The sequence below is a fragment of the Ottowia cancrivicina genome (assembly GCF_029813755.1).
GTDB classification, from domain to species: Bacteria; Pseudomonadota; Gammaproteobacteria; order Burkholderiales; family Burkholderiaceae_C; genus Ottowia; species Ottowia massiliensis.
Genome location: NZ_JARVII010000023.1, coordinates 17,578 through 38,092, shown reverse-complemented (window position 1 = coordinate 38,092; position 20,515 = coordinate 17,578). Strand labels below are relative to the sequence as shown.

The 20,515-nt window shown below is 59.8% G+C and carries 18 protein-coding genes, 1 other RNA gene and 2 pseudogenes; 13 read left to right on the top strand and 8 right to left on the bottom strand.

Annotated elements, in window-relative coordinates:
* Together QB898_RS10350 and QB898_RS10345 are read right to left on the bottom strand one after the other, a co-directional pair.
* Positions 1-210, bottom strand: a 210-nt coding sequence (locus QB898_RS10350; protein ID WP_279524890.1) for an SCO family protein, incomplete at its 3' end; no start/stop codon positions are given.
* A 203-nt stretch (positions 211-413) separates the two neighbouring features.
* Positions 414-509: pseudogene (locus tag QB898_RS10345) on the bottom strand (IS5/IS1182 family transposase); the annotation flags it as partial.
* Positions 510-988: 479 nt separating this feature from the next.
* Here QB898_RS10345 and QB898_RS10340 point away from each other — a divergent pair.
* The 7 genes from QB898_RS10340 (at position 989) to QB898_RS10310 (ending at position 12,339) form a co-directional block, all read left to right on the top strand.
* Complete coding sequence (locus QB898_RS10340) at positions 989-1,234, top strand: type II toxin-antitoxin system antitoxin (RefSeq protein ID WP_279524889.1); 246 nt, start codon at positions 989-991, stop codon at positions 1,232-1,234.
* Complete coding sequence (locus tag QB898_RS10335) at positions 1,231-4,353, top strand: anti-phage-associated DUF499 domain-containing protein (RefSeq protein WP_279524888.1); 3,123 nt, start codon at positions 1,231-1,233, stop codon at positions 4,351-4,353. The genes QB898_RS10340 and QB898_RS10335 overlap by 4 nt, the downstream gene beginning before the upstream one ends.
* A 4-nt stretch (positions 4,354-4,357) precedes the next feature.
* Positions 4,358-4,990, top strand: coding sequence for an anti-phage-associated DUF3780 domain-containing protein (locus tag QB898_RS10330; RefSeq protein ID WP_279524887.1), 633 nt, complete (start codon positions 4,358-4,360; stop codon positions 4,988-4,990).
* 3 nt (positions 4,991-4,993) lie between these two features.
* A complete protein-coding gene (locus QB898_RS10325) occupies positions 4,994-7,957 on the top strand; it encodes an anti-phage-associated DUF1156 domain-containing protein (RefSeq protein WP_279524886.1) in 2,964 nt (987 codons plus the stop codon).
* Between the two features lie 4 nt (positions 7,958-7,961).
* Positions 7,962-10,700 carry a phospholipase D-like domain-containing anti-phage protein gene (locus QB898_RS10320; RefSeq protein ID WP_279524885.1) on the top strand — a complete coding sequence of 913 codons (2,739 nt, stop codon included), beginning with the start codon at positions 7,962-7,964 and terminating at the stop codon, positions 10,698-10,700.
* A 186-nt stretch (positions 10,701-10,886) separates the two neighbouring features.
* Positions 10,887-11,456, top strand: coding sequence for a TIR domain-containing protein (locus QB898_RS10315; protein WP_279524884.1), 570 nt, complete (start codon positions 10,887-10,889; stop codon positions 11,454-11,456).
* A 25-nt stretch (positions 11,457-11,481) separates the two neighbouring features.
* Positions 11,482-12,339: a macro domain-containing protein gene (locus QB898_RS10310; protein ID WP_279524883.1), complete on the top strand. Its 858-nt coding sequence runs from the start codon at positions 11,482-11,484 to the stop codon at positions 12,337-12,339.
* Positions 12,340-12,388: 49 nt separating this feature from the next.
* On the opposite strand, the gene QB898_RS10305 is transcribed toward QB898_RS10310, so the two are convergent.
* From QB898_RS10305 to QB898_RS10290, 4 genes are read right to left on the bottom strand one after another with little or no spacing between them, the layout of a single operon-like run.
* Positions 12,389-12,886, bottom strand: a complete 498-nt coding sequence (locus tag QB898_RS10305; RefSeq protein WP_279524882.1) for a hypothetical protein — start codon at positions 12,884-12,886, stop codon at positions 12,389-12,391.
* Positions 12,883-13,383 (bottom strand): lysozyme, encoded by a 501-nt coding sequence (locus QB898_RS10300; RefSeq protein WP_428982800.1) that lies wholly within the window; start codon positions 13,381-13,383, stop codon positions 12,883-12,885. Before QB898_RS10300 ends, QB898_RS10305 begins: the two co-directional genes overlap by 4 nt.
* Positions 13,380-13,607, bottom strand: a complete 228-nt coding sequence (locus QB898_RS10295) for a DUF7940 domain-containing protein (protein WP_279524880.1) — start codon at positions 13,605-13,607, stop codon at positions 13,380-13,382. Before QB898_RS10295 ends, QB898_RS10300 begins: the two co-directional genes overlap by 4 nt.
* A complete protein-coding gene (locus QB898_RS10290; RefSeq protein WP_115075718.1) occupies positions 13,604-13,909 on the bottom strand; it encodes a DUF6127 family protein in 306 nt (101 codons plus the stop codon). Before QB898_RS10290 ends, QB898_RS10295 begins: the two co-directional genes overlap by 4 nt.
* A gap of 204 nt (positions 13,910-14,113) precedes the next feature.
* Between QB898_RS10290 and QB898_RS10285 the strand changes: the two are divergent.
* The 3 genes and pseudogenes from QB898_RS10285 to QB898_RS10275 all read left to right on the top strand — a co-directional run.
* Positions 14,114-14,839: pseudogene (locus QB898_RS10285) on the top strand (recombinase family protein); the annotation flags it as partial.
* A complete protein-coding gene (locus tag QB898_RS10280; protein WP_279524879.1) occupies positions 14,836-15,204 on the top strand; it encodes a site-specific recombinase resolvase in 369 nt (122 codons plus the stop codon). The pseudogene QB898_RS10285 and the gene QB898_RS10280, both read left to right, overlap by 4 nt.
* A 10-nt stretch (positions 15,205-15,214) precedes the next feature.
* Positions 15,215-15,694 carry a LacI family transcriptional regulator gene (locus QB898_RS10275; RefSeq protein WP_279524878.1) on the top strand — a complete coding sequence of 160 codons (480 nt, stop codon included), beginning with the start codon at positions 15,215-15,217 and terminating at the stop codon, positions 15,692-15,694.
* 305 nt (positions 15,695-15,999) lie between these two features.
* Here QB898_RS10275 and ssrA read toward each other — a convergent pair.
* Positions 16,000-16,375: a transfer-messenger RNA gene (gene ssrA, locus QB898_RS10270) on the bottom strand.
* A 98-nt stretch (positions 16,376-16,473) separates the two neighbouring features.
* On the opposite strand from ssrA, the gene QB898_RS10265 reads away from it, so the two are divergent.
* The 3 genes from QB898_RS10265 (at position 16,474) to QB898_RS10255 (ending at position 18,969) form a co-directional block, all read left to right on the top strand.
* Entirely contained in the window at positions 16,474-16,986 is a 513-nt protein-coding gene (locus QB898_RS10265; RefSeq protein WP_279524877.1) for a CHRD domain-containing protein, read from the top strand.
* Between the two features lie 104 nt (positions 16,987-17,090).
* Positions 17,091-17,906 carry an MlaE family ABC transporter permease gene (locus QB898_RS10260; protein ID WP_279524876.1) on the top strand — a complete coding sequence of 272 codons (816 nt, stop codon included), beginning with the start codon at positions 17,091-17,093 and terminating at the stop codon, positions 17,904-17,906.
* 4 nt (positions 17,907-17,910) lie between these two features.
* Positions 17,911-18,969: an MlaD family protein gene (locus QB898_RS10255; protein ID WP_279524875.1), complete on the top strand. Its 1,059-nt coding sequence runs from the start codon at positions 17,911-17,913 to the stop codon at positions 18,967-18,969.
* Between the two features lie 266 nt (positions 18,970-19,235).
* On the opposite strand, the gene QB898_RS10250 is transcribed toward QB898_RS10255, so the two are convergent.
* Positions 19,236-20,219 carry a helix-turn-helix transcriptional regulator gene (locus tag QB898_RS10250; protein WP_279524874.1) on the bottom strand — a complete coding sequence of 328 codons (984 nt, stop codon included), beginning with the start codon at positions 20,217-20,219 and terminating at the stop codon, positions 19,236-19,238.
* Positions 20,220-20,515: the final 296 nt, after the last annotated feature.

The following is a 20,515-nucleotide window of genomic DNA, read 5'->3' as shown; positions in this document are numbered from 1 at the left end:
CGTCTGGCGGTAAAAAATCTTGAACTCGCGCGCCAGCGCGGCCAGCTCCTGGGGGCTGCGCGGGGTCAGGGCGATGAAGCTTTCGTCAAAGCTGGCCACGTAGGCTTTGAGCACTTCGGGCGTGTCGCGCGCGGGGTCCAGCGTGATGAAGATGCCTTGCAGCCGGCCGGGTTCGGCGCCCAGTTTCTGGCGCGCCTGCCCGCCCTGCAAGGCCGCTGTGTGCTGTTGATTGATGACGTGATGACCGCCACCGAGGCCCTGTTGCGGGCGGACGCCGTGTATATGTCAGCACCGCCGTATTGGCCCGCGCACGCCGCCGCTTTGAGAGCTTGTTCTCAATCAGCTCAGAAGCCTGACCGTGCGCCGAACGCAAGCGATCTTCAAGCGACAGTGACCTCGTAGTCCTTGCTCTATCTTCTCGATTGACTCAGCCAGGCAGAGGTCCTCTCCACAATCCAGCGCTTGGGCAGCGTCTTAAAACTATGCCGTTCACTGCGCTTGATCACCTGCGTTTTCCAGCCAGACTTTTAAACCCTCGCCAACAAAGGAAATGGCCTCGAGAACGTTTGCGAGGCCAGGCCCGGAAACCGCGCCAACACTGGGGGAACGGGCAAAAAAAATCCCAACCGATAAGGGGTGGGATTTTGGGTATTGGTGGCGGAACACGGAACCGAACCCGCGTCCGCAATCCGAGCCAGATAGTAACGCCTTGGCCTTGAGGGCGTGGATTCGACGATTTGGCCGAATCGCACATCCGGCACTTGGCTTCTTGGTTAAAAAGCGCGTTCATGGAGTCCCTGCACCCTTACGGTCCACGACTCCTGAATGGCATTCCTCATGGTTCCACTCGCCTCAAGCCACCCCTCCAAGAGGGTTGGCGTTGGCGCGCAGCTTTTTCGCCAAGCCAGGGGTGCCACGTCGCAGTTCTTCGCTCCTGCCCGACCAACCCCCGCACGATTGACGGCAGACGCCGACTTCTTGTTGGAGAATGAGCAATACTGTAGAATGCAGTACATTTGCAGTGGAGTCAGGAGAGGCTATGGCCAACAGCAAAACCGCCACGCTGACCTTTCGGATCGATCCGAGCTTGAAGGAGGCATTGCGCGTCGCAGCTCACGCGGAGCATCGCTCCATCGCGAACATGATCGAGGTCTTGATTCGTGGCTACTGCGAGCAGCGAGGCATTGCCATCCCCGACTCCGAAACCGAGAACAAGAGTGGAGAGCGTTCATGATCAAGACGGTTAAGCAGGCCTGCCGGTTCAATCCGGTCATTCAAGACTACCGGATGAGTCAGGGCATCGAGAACCTGGCCGATCTGATTCATGACGCGGGTGACGGTAGAGAGTTCTTCTCGCGCAACTTCGTCACGCACGGCATGGAGCAACTCTTCCGCGAAGGCCTACTGCGCCTGTCCGGTAAGTCTGATCAGGCCGTCTTCGAACTGACCCAAGCAATGGGTGGCGGTAAGACGCACATGATGATCGCACTTGGTCTGCTGGCGCGGCATCCTCATCTGCGTCCGGAAGTCCTTGCCACTGACTTGAGTGATCGCGTGGATTTCGGTCAGGCCCGCATCGCCGCTTTCAACGGTCGCAACAACCCCGACAACTACATCTGGGGCGAAATCGCGACGCAGCTAGGCGAAGCAGAGGCCATTAAGCCCTACTGGGTCAATGGCCCCAAAGCGGTCGACCAACGTCAGTGGAAAGAAATCATTGGGGACAAGCCCACGCTAATCTTGCTCGACGAGTTACCCCCCTACCTTGACAACGCCAGCACCCAGGTGTTTGGACAGGGCACGCTCGCCAACATGGTGGTTTACAGCCTCAGCAGCTTGATGAGTGCCGCGCTTGAGTTGCCCAACTGCGCCATCGTCGTCGCCAACCTTTCCGGCAGCTACAAAGCGCAGACCAAGGCTCTCGCGGATGCCATTTCCAATCTGCAGCAGGAAACCCGCCGCCAGGCAATGACGATCACGCCGGTGCAACTGGCCGGTAACGAGATCTACGAGATCCTCAAGAAGCGCCTGATTGACGAACTTCCTGACGAGCGCGTTATCGCCGACATCGCCGACGAATACGCCCAGCAAATCAAGAAGGCCGAAGATGGGGGCTACATTGTCGCCGCCAGCCTGGAACAGATTGCCGAGCAAGTTCGCGAGACCTATCCGTTCCATCCCTCATTCAAGCATCTGGTCGCCCTGTTCAAGGAGAACGAAGGCTTCCGCCAGACCCGTGGCTTGATGCAGTTCACCGCCCGGTTATTGAAGAGTGTTGCGGAACGGGAGGCAGACGACGTTTTCCTCATCGGCACCCAGCATTTGGCACTCAATGACGATCAAGTCAAAGACGAGATCGAACGCATCGCGCCAAAGTTGATGCCAGCGCTCACCCGCGACATCGCCGACAACGGTAATGCCATCGCGGAAACCATCGATGACGAACTGGACGGCGATGCCGCCCAGCAAGTGATGACGCTGCTATTGGCATCGTCCTTGTCGCGCGCAGTCGGTGGGCGGATTGGCTTGTCCGACAGCGAAATCATCGAGTTCCTGGCCGCGCCCAACCGCAAGGCGGATGAATTTCTCCAGGCGCTGCAACGACTCCGTGAGCACGCGTGGTATCTCCACCGCGAGGATCAGCGTTTCTTCATCAAGGAAACGGAAAACCTCTCGCGCCAAATCGAACGCAACGCCAAGGAAGTACCGCAGCCCAAGGTTGACCAGGCGCTCATCAACCGACTGACTGGCATCCTGCAGCCCGAGCGGCGCAACGCCTATCAGGATGTGCAGGTACTACCGAAGCTAGACGAGCTGAAGCTCACTGGGCCGCGAACGCTAATTGTCATCAAGCCAGACGGCAAGGTGCCACCGAGCGAACTGCAGAACTTCTTCGACTACCAGCAGGAGAAGAACAACCTGCTTGTGCTTACAGGCCAGGACAGTCATATGGCTGATGCGGTCGAGGATCGCCTGCGGGAGCTCTATGCCATTGAGCAGATTCATAAACGGCTGAAGGCTGGCGACACGCTTTTTGAGGAAGCACGCGACCGAATGGAAGAAGCCGAAGATCGCTTCGAGAAAGCCCTGTCGGCAGCATACAACCGCGTCTACTTCCCCAGTGTTGATGATCTGGATGGGCGCGAGTTTCTCGCGCCAGTCACCATCGACAACGGGTTGAAGCTGGGTAAAGGAGATCAATCCGCTGAGGCTCAGATCGAATCCCTGCTCGCCAGTCCGCGCGCCAACTACAAACTCGCAGCCGATCTCGCCGAGAACTTTAATGAATACTTTGCGATGGCTGAGGAATACCTCTGGCCATCAGGAAAGGACAACCGGCGCACCCCGTGGAAGGACGTCGTCAGCCGTGCCAAGAGCAATCCCGTTTGGCCCTGGATGCCCGGTAGCGGCGGTATGGACACCCTCAAGACGGAGGCACTGAAGCAGGGGCGCTGGCGATTGGGTGAGGATGGGTATGTCGAAAAGGGACCGTTCCCCAAAGACAAGACCACTGTCAACGTCTCCGTGGTCGGTAGCCATCCCGACACCGGCGAGACCATCTTGAGTCTCACCCCTCGGCACGCAGGCGAAAGCCCAATGGTCGTTTATGCAACCCGGCCAGAGGAACTGATTACCGGGAAAGCGGTGGACGATCTCGATAGCTTCACGACCGGAGAAGGAACGCTCTACTTCCTGGCTAAAGATCAGACCGGCCAGTACGAAACCGGTGCGCCTGTTCGGTGGACTGCCGATCTCAAGATTCGCCACCAGGTTGATCCAGCCGCTGACAAGCGGCGCATCACCTTGGCGAGCACGCCCAAGGCAGATCTGTTCTACACGCTGGATGGTTCCAATCCCAAGGACGGCACGCCCTACGAGGGGCCGTTCGAGATCGGGCCTCAAGCGGTACGCCTCTTGGTTTATGCACGCGCTGGTGAAGCCAACAAGACAGCGGACTTTCAGGTTCCTGCAAGTGGCGACAAGACGGTTCAGATCGTTGATACCAAGCCAGCCAAGCTGCAATCCAAGCGAGTCGCGCTCGACACCACTGACCGTGTCTATGGCGTCATCAACCGCTTCCGTGATCAGCCGGGCACTCGCTTTAAGGGTGTCCGCATTGAGATTGGCGAGGGTGAAAACACTGTGACCATTCGCTTTCAAGAGCGAGAAGTAACCGCAGCAATGATTGAGGGTGTGGTGAACAGCCTTCGTCAGGTGTTGAACGAAGACCAAGCGCCGGTCGCCATCACCATTGCCGATGGCATCCAGTTCGATACCGGATTTGCTGCCAAAGAGTTCGCCAAGCTGGTGGGCATTGAGCTCAAGCCCGGCGACGTTATTCAGGAGAACTAAAGAGATGACTAAATCCAAGGCGGCAAGCAGCGCGGCAAAAAGCAAAGCGGTCGGGCAGAAGAGTCTGCACCCTACGCTGGGCTTTGGCGTGCCTGCCACCTCGGACCCGCATCACTTTAAGGTCATCATTCCTCGGAGCAACACCGGGCGCGTGCAGATCAGTGAGTACCTCGGCATGCAAGCCACCGCCGATGAGCACGCGGTTATCGACCGCGTGTTGCTGGATCGACCACGCTGGACGGCCATCCGCTCAGAAGTTCAGCGCGCATTCAATGCCCGGCTCAATGGGCACGGGCTCAAGCCTAGCGCCTGGAAAGTCGGCGACAACCCAGTGGACAGACTGTTGGGCAAGGAGCTCTGTGTCCTCGCGTGGGCCGTGGAACACATGGAGATTGAGAAAGTGCCGGTCGCCGTGAGGAATTGGCTGGCGCTGCGCCCCGAAGAGCGCTGGTGGCTCTTTGGCATGACGGCCATGAGCACAGGCGGCATCAACGACAGTGACAAAGGTTGGCGGTTGGCGTTGCGCCACGCGCTAGGCGACGTCGCACAAAGCGAACTGCTGCAACCCAAGGCGCGGCGTCAACGCGCGGGCGACGACAGCGACCGCCCGATCTTGGACCTATTTGGGAACGAATGAAAAATGAATGAAGCGGTAAGAACAACAACTCCCCTAGTTCCGCTGGCGCTCAAGGACGCACCGGCCCTGATTGAATCGGTGTTCCCTGCGCAAAAAGTCTCGTTCGAGGCGCAAGCCGAACGTAAAGCGGTTGCTGCCCAGACGCTGACTGGGTTGGGTTCCTATTGGAAAGGGCGTAAACCTCTGATCCTGGTGCGCGCCATCGTGCTTGGCAGCCTGCTGCCCGCGACTGACGACCCTGAACAAGACCTCGCGGTGTTCGAGAAGTTGATGGCCTTCGATGAGGAAAGCCTCGCAAGGCGTGCGCTAGCTGAAAACGCGCTGTCCGCGACGCGCTTGCAGGAACTGATCCCCATCAGCGACCCCGAGCGCTATTTTTCCGGACGTGGCTGGCGGCGCGACATCACCGACGATGACAAGCTGGTGCTCTATCGCAGAGCATTGGCGACCTTTGGTAGCTACGAGGAAAAGGCCGGTCTGGGCAAACGCCCTGAAGAAGTAGATCAGGGATGGCTTTACGCTCCGGCGTGGGAGGCCGTTAACCAGCATTACGCGCATTTAGGCATCAACGCCAACAACATTGCCGAACTGGTTAAACAACTGGGCATGCTACGCTACGGCCATCGGCCGAGGGCCGGTGATACCTTCAGTGGCGGTGGTTCGATTCCCTTTGAAGCAGCACGCATTGGCTGCGACGCCTATGCCTCCGATTTGAACCCGATTGCGTGCATGCTGACCTGGGGCGCACTCAATGTCATCGGAGCCTCCCCCGAGCGCCGGGCAGAGATTGATCGGGATCAACAGGCTGTGTTTGATGTGATCGACAAGGAGATCACCAAACTAGGCGTCGAACATGACGAGAAAGGCAACCGTGCCAAGGCGTACCTTTACTGCCTGGAAACGCGTTGCCCTGAGACCGGATGGATGATTCCGCTCTCGCCGAGTTGGGTGATCTCGCCGAAACAAGGCGCGGTTGCCAAGCTCATCCCTGACGAGAAGAACAAGCGTTTCGACATCGAAGTCGTCACGGGAGCATCTGCAGCACAGATCGCGGCTGCCGATAAAGGCACCGTGCAAGATGGGGACATGGTCTACACCCTCAACGGTCGCACCTATCGCTCACCGATCAAGACGCTGCGCGGTGATTTCCGTGATGCGGATGGCAATACCGGCAATCGCCTGCGTCGTTGGGAGAAAGATGAGTTTCATCCACGACCCGATGACATCTTTCAGGAGCGCCTCTACGCCATTCAATGGATCACTAAAAAGTCCATCAACGCTTTTCGGCAAATCACCTATTTCTCCACAGTGACCGAGGCCGACCTCGCGCGTGAGCGCCAGGTGGAAAAGCTGGTCTCTGAGAATCTTACCCAATGGCAGGCAGAGGGGTTGGCGCCGGACATGGCTGTAGAGCCTGGTTCTGAAACAACTCGCCTCGGTCGTGAACGTGGGTGGACGCATTGGCACCATCTTTTTAATGCGCGGCAACTCCTGCTTCAAGCGATCTCAATCAAGACATGGAGAAGTTCAGGCTCCGCCCCCTTGGGCTGGATTAATCTGGCTAAGGCGGCCGATTTCAACTCAAGGCTTTGTCGCTGGGCCACATCGCAAGGCGGCGGACTGGGTGGACCGAAAGGCGTATTCTCGAATCAGGCACTAAATACCTTCTTCAATTACGCAACGCGCTCGTGGGCGGGCTTCGGGGCCTCGTCATTCAAGATGGCCGAGGCGTCATTGCCCGCTGTGGAGCGCTCCATCGTCTCGTCGCCTGCAGAAAGGCCCACACAAAGCTGTGAACTTTGGATCACAGACCCACCCTACGCCGATGCGGTGAACTACCACGAGATCACTGAATTTTTCATCGCCTGGCTGCGCAAGAACCCACCCAAGCCATTCGATGAGTGGGTGTGGGATTCACGCCGCGCACTGGCCATCAAGGGTTCGGGTGAGGACTTCCGGCGCGGAATGGTCGCCGCCTACAAGGCGATGGCGGATCACATGCCAGACAACGGCATGCAGTGCGTGATGTTCACCCACCAGGACACGGGTGTTTGGTCGGACATGGTCGGCATCTTCTGGGCTGCTGGCTTGCAGGTCGTGGCAGCCTGGTACATCGCCACCGAAACGACGTCCGAGTTGAAGAAAGGTGGCTACGTACAGGGCACCGTGATTCTGATGCTGAAGAAGCGTGCTGCAGGTGATCGTGCAGGCTTCAAGCAACGTATCCTCCCTGCCGTGCGCAGCGAAGTGCAGCGTCAGATTGAAACGATGATGCACCTAAATGACGAGGTGAAGAGCAAACACGGCGAGCCCGTTTTCAACGACTCCGACTTGCAGATGGCAGGTTACGCCGCCGCGCTGAAGGTGCTGACGGCCTATACGCAAATTGGTGGCGAGGACGTGACTGCTTTCGCACTGCGCCCACGCGTGCGCGGCGAGGTCACAGTGGTCGATGAGATCGTGCAGCAGGCGGCAGAAGCGGCCAACAGTCTGCTGGTGCCCGAAGGTCTGGCCGCCGACACATGGGCAAAGCTGACGGGCATTGAGCGCTTCATGCTGCGCATGATGGACATGGAAACCACCGGTGCAGCCAAGCTCGACAACTATCAGAACTTTGCCAAGGCCTTCCGGGTCGAGGACTACAGCCGGGTGATGGGCAGTATGGCGGCCAATCAAGCTCGACTGAAGCGCGTGCCCGAGTTTGCCTCCCGCGACTTGACCGACAGCACCGAGCTCGGTGCCACTCGACTCGGGCGCTTGATCATTGGCGTGCAACAGGTGTTGGCGGAAACCGACCCGCAGGCCATCGTCAGCCAATTGCAGGCTGAAATGGCCGACTTCCTCGAAGTGCGCTCACTGCTGGTGGATTTGTTGGCCTTTATTGAACGCAAAGCCCCGGAAGAGCAAGTCCGCGCCGGTGCTGAAGTGCTGGGGGCACGCCTCAAGAACCTGCGGTTTGGGGCCTAAGTGAATGTCGATCCGGCGCTTCTCCTCCCGGACCCATCGGCTCGACGGGAGCTTCCTGTTGCAGCATCTGCAGGGGGCTCGCAGCTATAAGCGTATCGCTGGCTACTTCACAAGCTCGCTGTTTGAGGTCGCCAACGAACTGCTGGAGACCATTCCTGAGGTCAAGATTGTCTGCAACGTGGACATCCACCCCGACGATCTGAAGGTAGCGCAGCTACGCGAAGCCAAGATGATGGGGCGTTGGAACGAGAAGGCCATCGAAGCGGAGGCCTTGCTCAATCGAGATCGTTACCGTCGCCTCGACGCTTTCCTTCAAAAGCACGGTCAAGCGGTGCGTGTCGCGCCTGACAGCATCTGTGGCTTCGTGCATGGCAAGGCAGGTGTCATTGAGTTGGCCGATGGCCGCAAGCTGGGTTTCATCGGCTCGATGAATGAGACCCGCAGCGGCTGGCAACGCCACTACGAGATTTTGTGGGAAGACGAATCCCCGGAGGGTGTGGCGTGGATTGAGGAAGAATTCGACTTTCTCTGGAACGCCGCCAAGCCCCTTCCGAAGGCCGTAATCCGCGAGGTACATCGGCGCGGCTACCGCCGCGAGGTGTTCTTCGACGAGATCGACGAAGAGGAGGATCTCGCACCAGCGGCCTTGATCGAATCGCCTCTTTACCGCGAGGGATTGTCGCTGCAGCCTTGGCAGCAGGGGTTTATCACCGAGTGCCTGCGCCACCACCAGCAGCACAAAGTAGTGAGGCTGCTGCTGGCCGATGAGGTGGGGCTCGGAAAGACGCTGTCCCTCGGTACCGCAGCGCTGACACTTTGTTTGTTGGCGGATCGAGAAAACCAGGCGCGCAAGCCAGTGGTGATCTTTGCTCCGGCCACCCTGTGCGAACAATGGCAGACAGAGATGATCGATAAGCTGGCGATCCCCTGTGCGCGCTGGGACACCTTGCGCAAGGTTTGGCGGGACACTGATGAACGCGTAATCTCACCTGCAGGCCGCGAGCAGATAGCCAAGTGCCCATTGCGGATTGGGATTGTCTCCACTGGCCTGATGATGCGGGACTCCCTGGAGAAACAGCACCTCCTGGGCCTGCGTTTCGGTTTGGTCATCCTTGATGAAGCCCACAAGGCGCGCAGTCGACAAGGCTTCGGCAAGGATGCAGGCTCCCCGAATGAGCTGCTAGCGTTCATGCGTGAGATTGCGGCGCGCTCAGATCACGTTCTTCTGGGCACTGCGACGCCGGTTCAGACCCAGCCCGAGGACTTATGGGACTTGATCGGCATTCTCCATCAAGGCAAAGGCAACTTTGTCCTCGGCAATGACTTTGCGCCGTGGCACCGGCCTCGTGAAGTGCTGCCTATCCTTTCCGGGGAGCAAGAGGTCACTGATGTTGGATTTGCTTGGCAACTGCTGAGATCGCCTTTACCACTGGTTGACTCCACCCAAGAACCGCGAGCGAGAAAGCTGTTCAGCGCCATTCGTCAGGACTTGGGGCTCGTCAACGGGGAATGGCAGACCACCAAGACAGCTACAGATCTGACGGAGGATACCCGGGAGATCCTGGAAGATGAGTTGGAGCGCCGAATTTCGGGTGCCACCCTATTCCAGCGAGAGAATCCATTGGTGCGTCACGTCGTATTGCGCAAACGCGTCAGCCTCGAAGAGGCTGGACTGTTGACTAAGGTCGGTGTCGACGTTCATCCAGATCGCCAGCTTGTAGGCGACCCATGTTGGTTCGATGCGCTATTTGAAGCCAAGGCCCTGCGAACCAATGAGAACTTCCGTGAAGCCTATCGAGAGGCGCGCTTGTTTGGTAAGGCACTCGGTAAGCGCGGCAAGGGCGGCGGGTTCATGAAAAACCTCATGGAGCAACGCATTTGCTCCAGCATTCAGGCAGGACTCAGTACCGCCAGAATGCTTTTGGAGGGCCGGACGATCCACCAAGAGGAAGATGAGCAAGAAGGTGATCTGAAGGTTGAAAGCGGCGAAGAGCGCGAGGTTTTGCTCCGGCTGATCAGTCGCCTAGAGCACATTGAGGAAGACCCAAAACTCAACGCTGTTATTCATTACTTGGACAGAGAAAAGTGGCGCGAGCTAGGGGTCATCATCTTCAGCCAGTACTACGACACTGCAAAGTGGGTCGCCGACGAGTTAGCCGCGCGTTACCCAGATGAAGCAATTGGCCTGTACGCAGGCGCAGGCCGCAGTCGCTTGTATCAACGTGGCGATAGCGTGACGTGCGAGCGGGAAACGCTCAAAAAAATGGTGGCTGAACACGAGATCCGCATCATGGTTGCTACAGATGCGGCCTGCGAAGGTCTCAACCTTCAAACGCTGGGCACCTTGATCAATATTGATTTGCCGTGGAATCCGACTCGCCTCGAACAGAGGATCGGACGCATCAAGCGCTTCGGCCAGAAGCGCGAAACCGTGGATATGCTCAACCTAGTGAATGAGCAAACCGTGGACGAGAAGATCTACGAACGCCTGTCGGAGCGGATGCGCAATCGCTACGACTTGTTTGGATCGGTTCCAGACACCATCAAGGACGAATGGATCGAGGACATCGAAACCCTCGGGGAAAAGATGGACGAGTTCATCAATGCTCAGAAAGAGGCGACGGGATTTGACCTGCGCTATACGGGCACGATGGAGCCACCGGAGAAAGACTGGCGGGATTGTTCCGAGGTACTGTCACGGCGAGACTTCGCAGTGCTGATGACTACGGCTTGGACGGGATGACGATGCTGGATGAGTACTCAATAGAACAGCGCGCGAGTCAAATCTTCGATGCGCGCAACAGGGAATACTTCTCCGAGGTATTGAGCTGCTACACGGCGGGCAAATACCGGTCGGCTTTCGTGATGCTGCGGTCGGTCGTGGTCTGCGATCTACTTTTCAAAATCCAAACTTTCAACGGGAGTGACAATGGCATATAAAAACGGCAACTACTCGGCTTTCTATGTTACCGAGCCCTTCAATCCAAGCGCACTCGGTGCTCACGCTACGCGCGATTTTGTTTACTATAACCAGCTACGCATGTGGAAGGGGCAGGATTCGGATTTTCCCTTCAATGACTCTCATGACAAAACATACAACGTACGTGACGGGAGTGATTGGGAAACGACTCTGAAGCCTAGACTGAGGGAGCGCCTCCGAAACTCCAAGAATATCGTTCTGTTCTTGAGTTCTACTACTGCCAACTCACGAGCATTGAGAGAGGAAATCGACTACGGAATTAATGACCAGGGTCTTCCGGTCATCGTAGTCTATCCCGAGTATGCATCTGAGTCAGACCTACTGACCGCTGACAATCAGGCCCTCAAGCAAGCAGTAAAGAATCTCTGGGACAAACTTCCAATATTTCGTGACTCAATGAGTTCCGTGCCGACTCTCCATGTGCCGAATAAGAAATCCGTGATAGAGAAGGCGCTTAACAATGCAAAGTTCATGGTGGGAACCAAAGGAGATTCCGGGGTCTCCTTCTACAAACCCTGACTGTGCTTATGAAGGGAAGTGAAGCATGACAAAGGTGGCCTTCTTTGACCGACGGCTATTAGCTACCTTCTACAAGTACGCTACTGCCGTAAGTGTCTTCCTCTCCTTTGTTTTTCCATTTGTCGACATACCAAAAGACTGCTTGCCCGCGCCGAGCTATGGCCTTTGGTATAAGGCTGCTGCTTTTGTGGCAGCATTTCTCGTCGTCTATATTTTTGTGTGGGTTTGGTCTAATCGGCTCAGGAATGTATCAATCAACATTGAAGGGAGTGAGGTTAATGTTGTTGCTGGGGATATATTTCAGCAGCCGGGGCTTAAGGTGATTGCTTTCAACGAATACTTTGACACCTTGGTCGATGAAAGAGTCATCTCCAGTAGATCTCTCAATGGCGTGTTTGTAAAGCAAATCCTAAAGACGCCTGTCGCTGATTTGGACAATTACATAGAGAGTTATCAATTTCAGGAAGATGAGATAATCGGCGAAAATCAAAACAGGCGAGCCGGAAAGAAAAAGCGGTATAAGATCGGAACAATATGTTTTTACGAAGAATTCTTGCTTACCGCATTTAGTAAGTTTGATGAGGACAACAAGGCAGTGCTTACTATGCCGGAGTATTTGGAGTTCTTAATTAACTTCTGGGATAGAGTTAATTCGATCTATGGCCAGAGGAGCGTGTCAACTACAATATTTGGCTCTGGTATTACCCGCATCAAGGGGCATAAGCTAATCAGTGACGAGGATTTACTGAAGATTATGCTTTGGACTTTTAGAATCAGTGAAATGCGCTTTAAGTATCCGGCCAAGCTGACCATCGTGATTCACGAGGAGAAGATCAATAAGATAAATCTGTTTGACATACAGACGGTCAAGAATGGCGTTTAAATATATTTGATCCTCAAATCAGGGTTCGTCTAGGACGACTCCTGGCTTGCTACTTGGTGCCTCCTGTCATCTCCCCGCCCCACTCCTGCAACGCCCTTAGCTGCTCGGCATTCTCGTGACAGGTCTGGTAGTTGGCAGCAACGGTTCCGGCGACGGCAGAGAGCGCAATGCCTGCGGCGGCCGCATCAGCATCTCGGGCGGGCTGGGGCAGTTCACCGGCGGCGGCAGCGTCGTGCAGCCGCACAAAGCCACGGTTGATAGTGCAAGCAGCATCGGCTTGAACGGGCACATAGACGGGAACCTCCTTGATGATGGTGTCGCCCTTTTCGCGGACGACGCGGACGCGGTCGACGTACTGGGTGATGACCTTGACGGTGGCTTGCGCCTGCCGCTCGCGGACGGCGGCGACCTGCAGGGTTTGTTGCTGGACGGCGGCATCCCATTGCGCTTGAACGTGGCCCGCGCCCTTGATCCAGCCGAATCCGATCAGTGCAGCGGCGAGCAGGACGAGGGCCAGCCAGCGGTACGGCCACGAGATCAGGCTCATGGCGCTTCCCCGATGCACTGGCGGTACTCGGCCTCGCGCCGTGTGGCCAGCCCGCCGCACAGGCGCGCATTGGCAGGCAGCGCGCAATCTTTGCCTTGGAAGAATCGCCAGCGCAGCAGTTCGGAGCACGCCCCAGCGTAGCCCCCGGCGTTGAGTTTTCTGACCAGCGTGGACTGGCAGAACGCGCGGCTGCCGACGTTGTAGGAGAAGCTCACTAGCGCGTCGTACTCATGCTGCGCCAGCGGCACGGTGACGCAGGTTTTGAGCGCCCCTTCGAACTGCTGCACATCGGTGAGCGCCCGGGCCAAAGCCTTTGGCGGCGTGGTGGTGTCGCCCAGTTTTACGCCCGTGGTGGTGCCGAAGCCGATGGTCGGCACATCACCCTTGACCGGGATCACCGCGCGGTCGGTGTAGCCCTCGTGCAGCACGATGCCGACCAGTGCGGCGGCGGACAGGGTCAGCGCGGCCACTGTTTTTCGTTGTGGTGGCCGAATCATTGGTGCATCTCCGGCTGCGCCACGATGCGCGCAACCGTCGCGCCGATGCTGGCGGCGAAGGCCAGCAGCATGAACGCGCCACGCGGCAGTACATCCCCGAACAGCGGCACCACCACCTCCGCCGCCGTGAAAGCAGCGGCCAGCAGCGAGAAGCGAATGCTCCAGGCACGTCGGAACACGCGCCGCCAGTCGTCCAGAAGGTAGATCTTCGGCTTGGCAGTCACTGCACGCCTCCCATCAGCTTCAACTTGATGGCTGCCCCCACCAGCAGCGCGGCCAGGATGCCAGTGGTCACGACCTTGATTGTGGTCTGCCAAGCCGTTCGGCGGGCATCGCGCCACGCTTCCAGCAGATCGCGCAGTTCGCGGATGTCCTTCGCGGCACTGCCGTTCTCCAGCCCGAGATGGGCAAGGCAACGCTCGGCTCCGCGTTCAGCGGCGCGGTCCAGCAACTCGTCAAAGTCCTCGCGGCGCAGCAGGAGCATGTTCTCCACGAGTGCTGCGGGTTGGTGTTCGGGTTCGGTCATTGCAGGGCTCCAGAAATGCAAAACCCGCCCGATGCCGAAGCATCAGAGCGGGTTTCAGGGGGAACGAGGGTGGTTGAGGGAAAGATTCAGATGTCGATGATTTCCATCGGCAGCGACGGGGCGACGCCCTCGATCACGTCGTCGCGCACGAACACGGTTTCGCCCACGGTGGCCTCGCCGCGTGCGCGGATCAAGCCGCCACCGGGCAGCACCACCAAGGCCTGGACGACACAGGACGGGCGCACACGCAACGGTGCGCGCATCGACAAGAAGTACCTGCACAAGCTGCTGCGCAACGGCATCTACCTTGGCGAGTTGTCGCACAAGGGCACGTGGTACCCCGGCGCACACCCGGCCATCATCGATCACGGTCTGTGGGGCAAGGTGCATGAACTGCTGGCCAAGGACGGGCACGCCCGGTCGGTGGAAACCAAGATCAGGTCGCGCACCGATGCCTTGCTGCGCGGCCTGCTGTACGCGCCGACCGGCGAGCGGATGTACCCGACCTACTCGCGCAAAAACGGGCGCAAGTACCGCTACTACGTATCGAAGTCGGAAGTGCGCTATGGCGCTGGCGGCAAGACCTACGAGCGCATCCCGGCTGACGAAGTAGAGGCTGCGGCCGTCGCACAAATCAAATCCGTGCTGGCCAGCCCCGAGGCGATCACGGCGGTCTGCCAGTTCATCCAGCGCAACGGCGCACAGATCACCGAGGACGTCGCGGTGATGGCAATGCACCGCCTGGGCGATATGTGGGAGCGGCTCTACCCGGCAGAGCGCCACCGCATCGTCAACCTGATGGTCGAGCGCGTGGATCTCGTCCCCGGTGGCCTGAAAGTGAATTGGCGCGAGCTGGGCTGGAAGGCGCTGATCGGTGAATTTGCCCCGGACAGCATCGGCGCAGAACTGGTCGAGGTGGAGGCGCAATGAACAATTCTGGCCCCCTCGAAACCTTTGTGCCGCTGGTGTTCAAGCGCCGGGGTATCCGGCGTCTGGCCGACACCGGCGCGGCAGCGCACGACCCGACCCTCATTGAGGCAGTGGCGCGGGCTTTCCACTGGCAGCACCTGCTGGACGCGGGCGAGTTTGAGAGCGGTTCGGCTATTGCGCGGGCCGAGGGTCTGCACCACAGCACCGTCAATGAACTGCTGCGCCTGACCCTGCTGGCCCCCGACATCGTCGAACAACTGCTCGCAGGTCGCCAACCCCGGCGACTCACGCTGATCTGGTTTCAGCGCAACCCTATTCCGGTCGACTGGCAGCAGCAGCGCCAGATCATCCAGTCCTTCGCGTAGGAGACAGCACATGGCCAAGAAAGACATCGGCAAATTCACCGGCGAAGCCGTCACCTTCCAGATCCCCAATCCGGCTGGCGGGGTGAAGATGGAGACGTTCATTCCGTGGGCGCTGGTCAAGCGCGGTGTGCGCCGCAAGATCATCACGCCACTCGACACGCCACAGGCGTTCGCGGATGAGTCTGCGCAGGAGCGCGAAGCCCGAATCGCAGCACAGGACAGCGCCTTGGTGCGGGCGCTGGGGCTGGCGCACTATTGGCAGCGCCTTCTCGACGACGGACGCTTTACCTCGATGACCGAGATCGCGCAGGCCGAAGGACTCAACCCCGGGCGGGTCAGCATCATTGCACGGCTGGTGCATCTGGCTCCGGACGTCGTCGAAGCCTGCCTGACCGGCGACAGCGGAATCGCGCTGGAGCACCTGATCCGCAACGGCAGTCTGCCGCTGGACTGGCAACAGCAACGCAGGATGATCCAGGCCAAAAGCTGACGACCAGCACCCTCACCACGCGCCATCTTCGGGCGGTTTTTTTACGCCCGTTGCATTCTCGGTCGTGTCGCCCCCAGCAGACGAAGAACGCAACCGGACGCGCGCAAACCCGCGTTTTGGCTGGGTTTGAGGCGTTTTTCGGTAAAGAGCCGGACAGAGAACAGAGAGAGAAAACGGGGCCGAACGGCCCGGAAATGGGCACCGCCAGAGGGATGCCGCTAAAGAGGCCAGCGCCCGGAACCGCGCCAACACTGGGGAAACGGGCAGAAAAAAACCCAACCGATAAGGGTTGGGTTTTCAGGTATTGGTGGAGCTGGGGGGATTTGAACCCCCGTCCGCAAATCTTCCTCGCGCAGATCTACATGTTTAGCGTGCTGTTTTGTGCCTCACCCTGCAAGCCGCGCAGACGCACGCTGATCGCAGGGCCAGCGCCCTTGTTTCTCGCCTGCGCCCAAGGCGCCCGGAAGCAGGCCAGCCGGTGAAGATTCCCTCGCAGCCGGGACGGCTTCAAGCCGCCCTTGCCCAGCCCATCGGCATGCTGTTGCGAGGCTCGCCGCAATCAGGCAGCGAGTGCGAAACGTTCGTCGTTTGCAGTTACTTTGTTTCAGCTGTTTTACGAGGTGACTGAACCTCGACATGCACCGCTGCGATTCCAACCCACGTCGAAACCAATGCAGCCCCAAAGGCTATGAATCTTATTGCAGTCCGCATGTCACGGCAAGCTCGCGCCCTATCGTTCTGTTTCTGCGGGGCATACCGGGGCGGCTACGATTGGGTGCATGAATAACGCAAAGCAAAACGACAAGTGCATGCCGCACCGCCTGGCGCTGGCTTGTGTGTGCGTGTGCGCGGCTTGGTTGGCGGCAGGGTGCGGCACGCCACAACTGGCGCCGCCGGTCCAGATGGAGCCGGCGCCTGCAGCCACGCATGAGACGCCGCCAGATCGCCAGCCGGAAGTCGTGGCCTTGCGCGCGGTGCTGTCGGGCGACGGTGCCGGGCGGGGAGAGCTGGTAGCAATATTCAACCGTGAAACGAACCTGCTGCGCTGGAAATTGCGTTTTGGCAATCTGGCCTCGCCGGTCACGAGCGCAGGTTTTTATGCGCGCGGGGCTGATGGCAGCGACATGAATGTGCTGCCCGCAGGCCGCAAGGTCGTTAGTCCACATGAGGGGCGCGCTGTCTTGACGCAGTCTCAGCGCGATGGCCTGCTGGCCGGGCAGTGGCAGTTCCGGCTGAATACGCGCCAGGCCCCGCAAGGCGCGCTGGCCGGAGCGCTGGTACAAGCGCACTGAAGATACGCTGCACGCTGCTTCCCATCCGCTGGCCTGTCTGAAGCGCCTCGCCGCCTGCTCTTTCTATATTTCTCACCAATTCATAAATAAGCCCGCGTTTCGCCATGTTGTCTCAAACCCATTCGTTGCTGGGCCGCCTGGCACGCTGGCTGCGCGCGCTGGGGCAGAATTTTCTGCTGTGGAGCAGGGGTTGGTGGCAAGTGCTGTTTACAGGAGCGCAGCTGGTGGTGCTGGCGTTTTCGCCATCGTCCTACCACGGGCAGGGCGGCGGCGCGGTGCTGCGGCACATTTACGCGGCGGCAGGGCCGGGGCTGGCAGGCTTTACCACGCTGATGGCGCTGTTTAATGTGGTGCTTATCCGCATTGTGGTTGTGACAGCCTTTGCCTACGGCCTGTCGCAATACGCGCTGAACATGGTGGTGCGCGTGCTGGTGCTGGAGCTGGTGCCGTTGGTGGCGGCGTTGTTCGTGGCCATCAATTACAGCGTTCCGGGCGGCTCTGAGCTTTACAAGCTGCGCAAGAGCGGCGCGCTGGAAAGCATGCGCCGCCGGGGCGTATCTCCGCTGGAGCGTGAGGTGCTGCCGCGCGTGCTGGCAGGCATGTTCGCGGTGATCATGCTGGCAGCGGTGAGCTGCACCATCTCGCTGATCCTGACGTATCTGGCCGTGCACGGCTTCACGCTGGCGGGCATTCCTTCCTACAACCGGGCCGTGGGGCACATCTTCACGCCCGTGGTGCTGATGATTTTTGTGCTCAAAACCGGCCTTTTCGCCTTTGCCGTGGCCCTGCTGCCCGTTGGCAACGCCCTGCGCGACATTCCACGCCGCGCGCGCGCCAGCGTGGAGCTGCAGGGGCTGGTGCAAATGTGCGCGCTGATGCTGCTGATTGAAATTGCCTCCCTCGTTGGCAATTACTACTGACGACATGACCGACCTGCCTCCCACCGAAGACGCCAGCGCCGCCGCCCTGCCCATCATCGACGCGGGCAGCGCCAATGACGACGCCCCCACGGCCGCCCAGGCCCGCACCGAGCGCCGCCTGCAAGTGCGCGCTGCCCTGTTGCTGATTGCCACGGTCGCGCTGCTCGTGTGCTCCGGCCTGTACCTGATGTGGATACGCGGCGCGTTTGAAGAAACGCAGCGCCTCATCCTCCTGTCGGATGACGCCGAAGGCGTGCAAGTCGGCATGGACATGACCTTCGCCGGCTTTCCCATTGGCCGCGTGCGCAGCTTTGGCCTGGGCGAAGACGCGCGCGTGCGCATCGTGGTTGACGTGCCTGTCAAAGACATCAAATGGCTGCGCGCCTCCAGCGTCTTTACCCTGGAGCGCGGCCTGGTCGGCGGCGCCCGCCTGCGCGCCTTCACCGGCATGCTGGAAGACAAACCCTTGCCGCCTGATGCTGAACGCGAAGTCCTCAGCGGCGACGTCTCCGCCGAAATCCCCGCCATGGTGGCCGACGCGCGCGATGTGCTCGGCAACATCAAGCGCATGACTGACGAAAACTCCGAATTGAACAACGCCGTCATGCAGCTGCGCCGCTTCGCCCAGCGCGTCAATGGCGTCAAAACCGGCCTCATCGGCGCCCTCACTGGCGACGACATGGACGCCAAGCGCGCCAGCGACCTGCTCTCCACCAGCCAGCAGCTCATCAAGCGCCTGTCTGAGCTGACCCTGCACGTGGATGCCGCCGTGCAAAAAGCCGACCAGCAAGTGCTCGGCAAAGACGGCCTCGTGGCGGGCGCCCGCGTGAGCGTGAGCGAACTTAATGCCTTGCTCGCCAGCACCCGCCAGGCACTGGAAAAAGCCGACGCCATCCTGAAAGACGCCCAGGCCATTGCTGGCAACGCGCGCGAAGCCAGCGCCGACCTTGGCAGCCTGCGCGCCGACGTGGAATCCAGCCTGCAACAGGTGGACGGCCTCATCACCGAACTCAACCGCAAATGGCCCTTCGCTCCCAAGGCGCAGGAAATCAGGCTGCCCTGAAAATTCCCAACCGCTCTTCAGCTGCGCTCAACCGTCCAGTTTTTTGGGCTTCACCTTGAAGGCGTGGAATTCGCTTTTCTTGGTCTTTTGTACGTTTGCGTGTTTGTTTGGCAAATGTCTGGCCCGCGTAGCAGCCATCGACAGCAGGCTTTGTCGTAGGCCCGGCTGCTCTTGCACGCTTCAGTTTTTTCAGGCCGCGCCAAGCTGATTTTTCGAACTGATGCCTTGTGCATTGGCTTCAGTCCGGGGAGCCCTTGAACGGGCTATCAGGCCGCTAGGGCGCTGGCCGCCGCCTGGCGGCTGACTTGCGAGGGCATGACTCCGTGCACGCGGCGGAAGGCTTGCGAGAATTTGTCGGCGCGGCTGTAGCCGCAGGCATGGGCGGCCTGCTGGAGTGTGGCCTGGCCTGATTCGAGCAGGCGCAGCGCGTGGCCCATGCGCAGCGCGCGCAGGTAGGCGGCGATGGTCTGGCCTGTGCGCTGGCGGAACATCTCTTTCAGGTAGCACTCGTTGATGCCCGCGCGGCGCGCCAGCCGGGCAATTGTCAGCGGCTCGCTCCACTCGGCATGCAGGATGTGCAGGGCCTCGTCCACGGCGCGCTGCCAGTGGCGGGGGGCGCGGGCGGCGGCAGGCGCGGGCGCTGCACCGTCAGCCGCCAGCAGCTTGTGCAGCAGCCCCAGGGCGAGTGATTCCAGCTCCAGCCGCGCCAGCAGCCCAGGCGCGCGGCCCAGCGCCAGCAGGCGGCGGCCTGCGGCCAGCCATTGGCTGGCAACGCTGTCGCAGGGGCGCAGCAGCGTGCAGCCGCCCGCAGGCCCCAGATGCGCCAGCGGCAGCCCTTCGGCTTGCAAGGCGGCCACAAGGCGACGCGGCGCGTCCAGCGCCACGGAGGCCAGCGGAATGCGCGCGGCCAGTTCGGTGCGCAGCTCGCCCGGGTGGCCGTTGCGCACGATGACATCGCCCGCCCGCGCCTCGAAAACGCGGCCGCGCCCGTCCGCCACGCATTGGCCGCCTTGCAGCATCAGCATCAGGCGCAGGCTGTCGCTGCCGCAATCAAAGCGCTGCCGAACGCCTTGCGCCAGCTGGCATTGCAAGCGCCCTAGCACCAGGCCATTGCCGAATTCGTGCATTTGCGCCCATCCCCGCCCCATGCCGGGCCGCAGGCAGAAGCTGCGCTGCGCCGCCAGGCTGCTGGCGGCCGCTTCATCAGGCGGAAGTTCAGACCCTTTGGCGGGCCGCCAGGGGGCATTCATGGCAAACGGACTGGCTGGGGCAAAAGCGTCAATTGTAGGAATGCGGTTGCGAGGCAATCGCGTTTCCAGGCTGTTGCGGGCTGACCCGCATCCATCCTGATGCAGGTGGATTTGAGGCCGCGCTTTCTGTGAACAGGCAAGTCCCCCATTTCTTCTCTTGGCGGCCCGCCAGCTTCGCCTGCGCGGCAAGGCATGCAGGAATCCATGCGCGGGTGTTCGCCAGCAGCGCTTGCCAAAGCGGCCTGGGCTGCACGCTGGCTGACTGGGTGTCTGTTCATGACTGGAGCGGGGGCAGT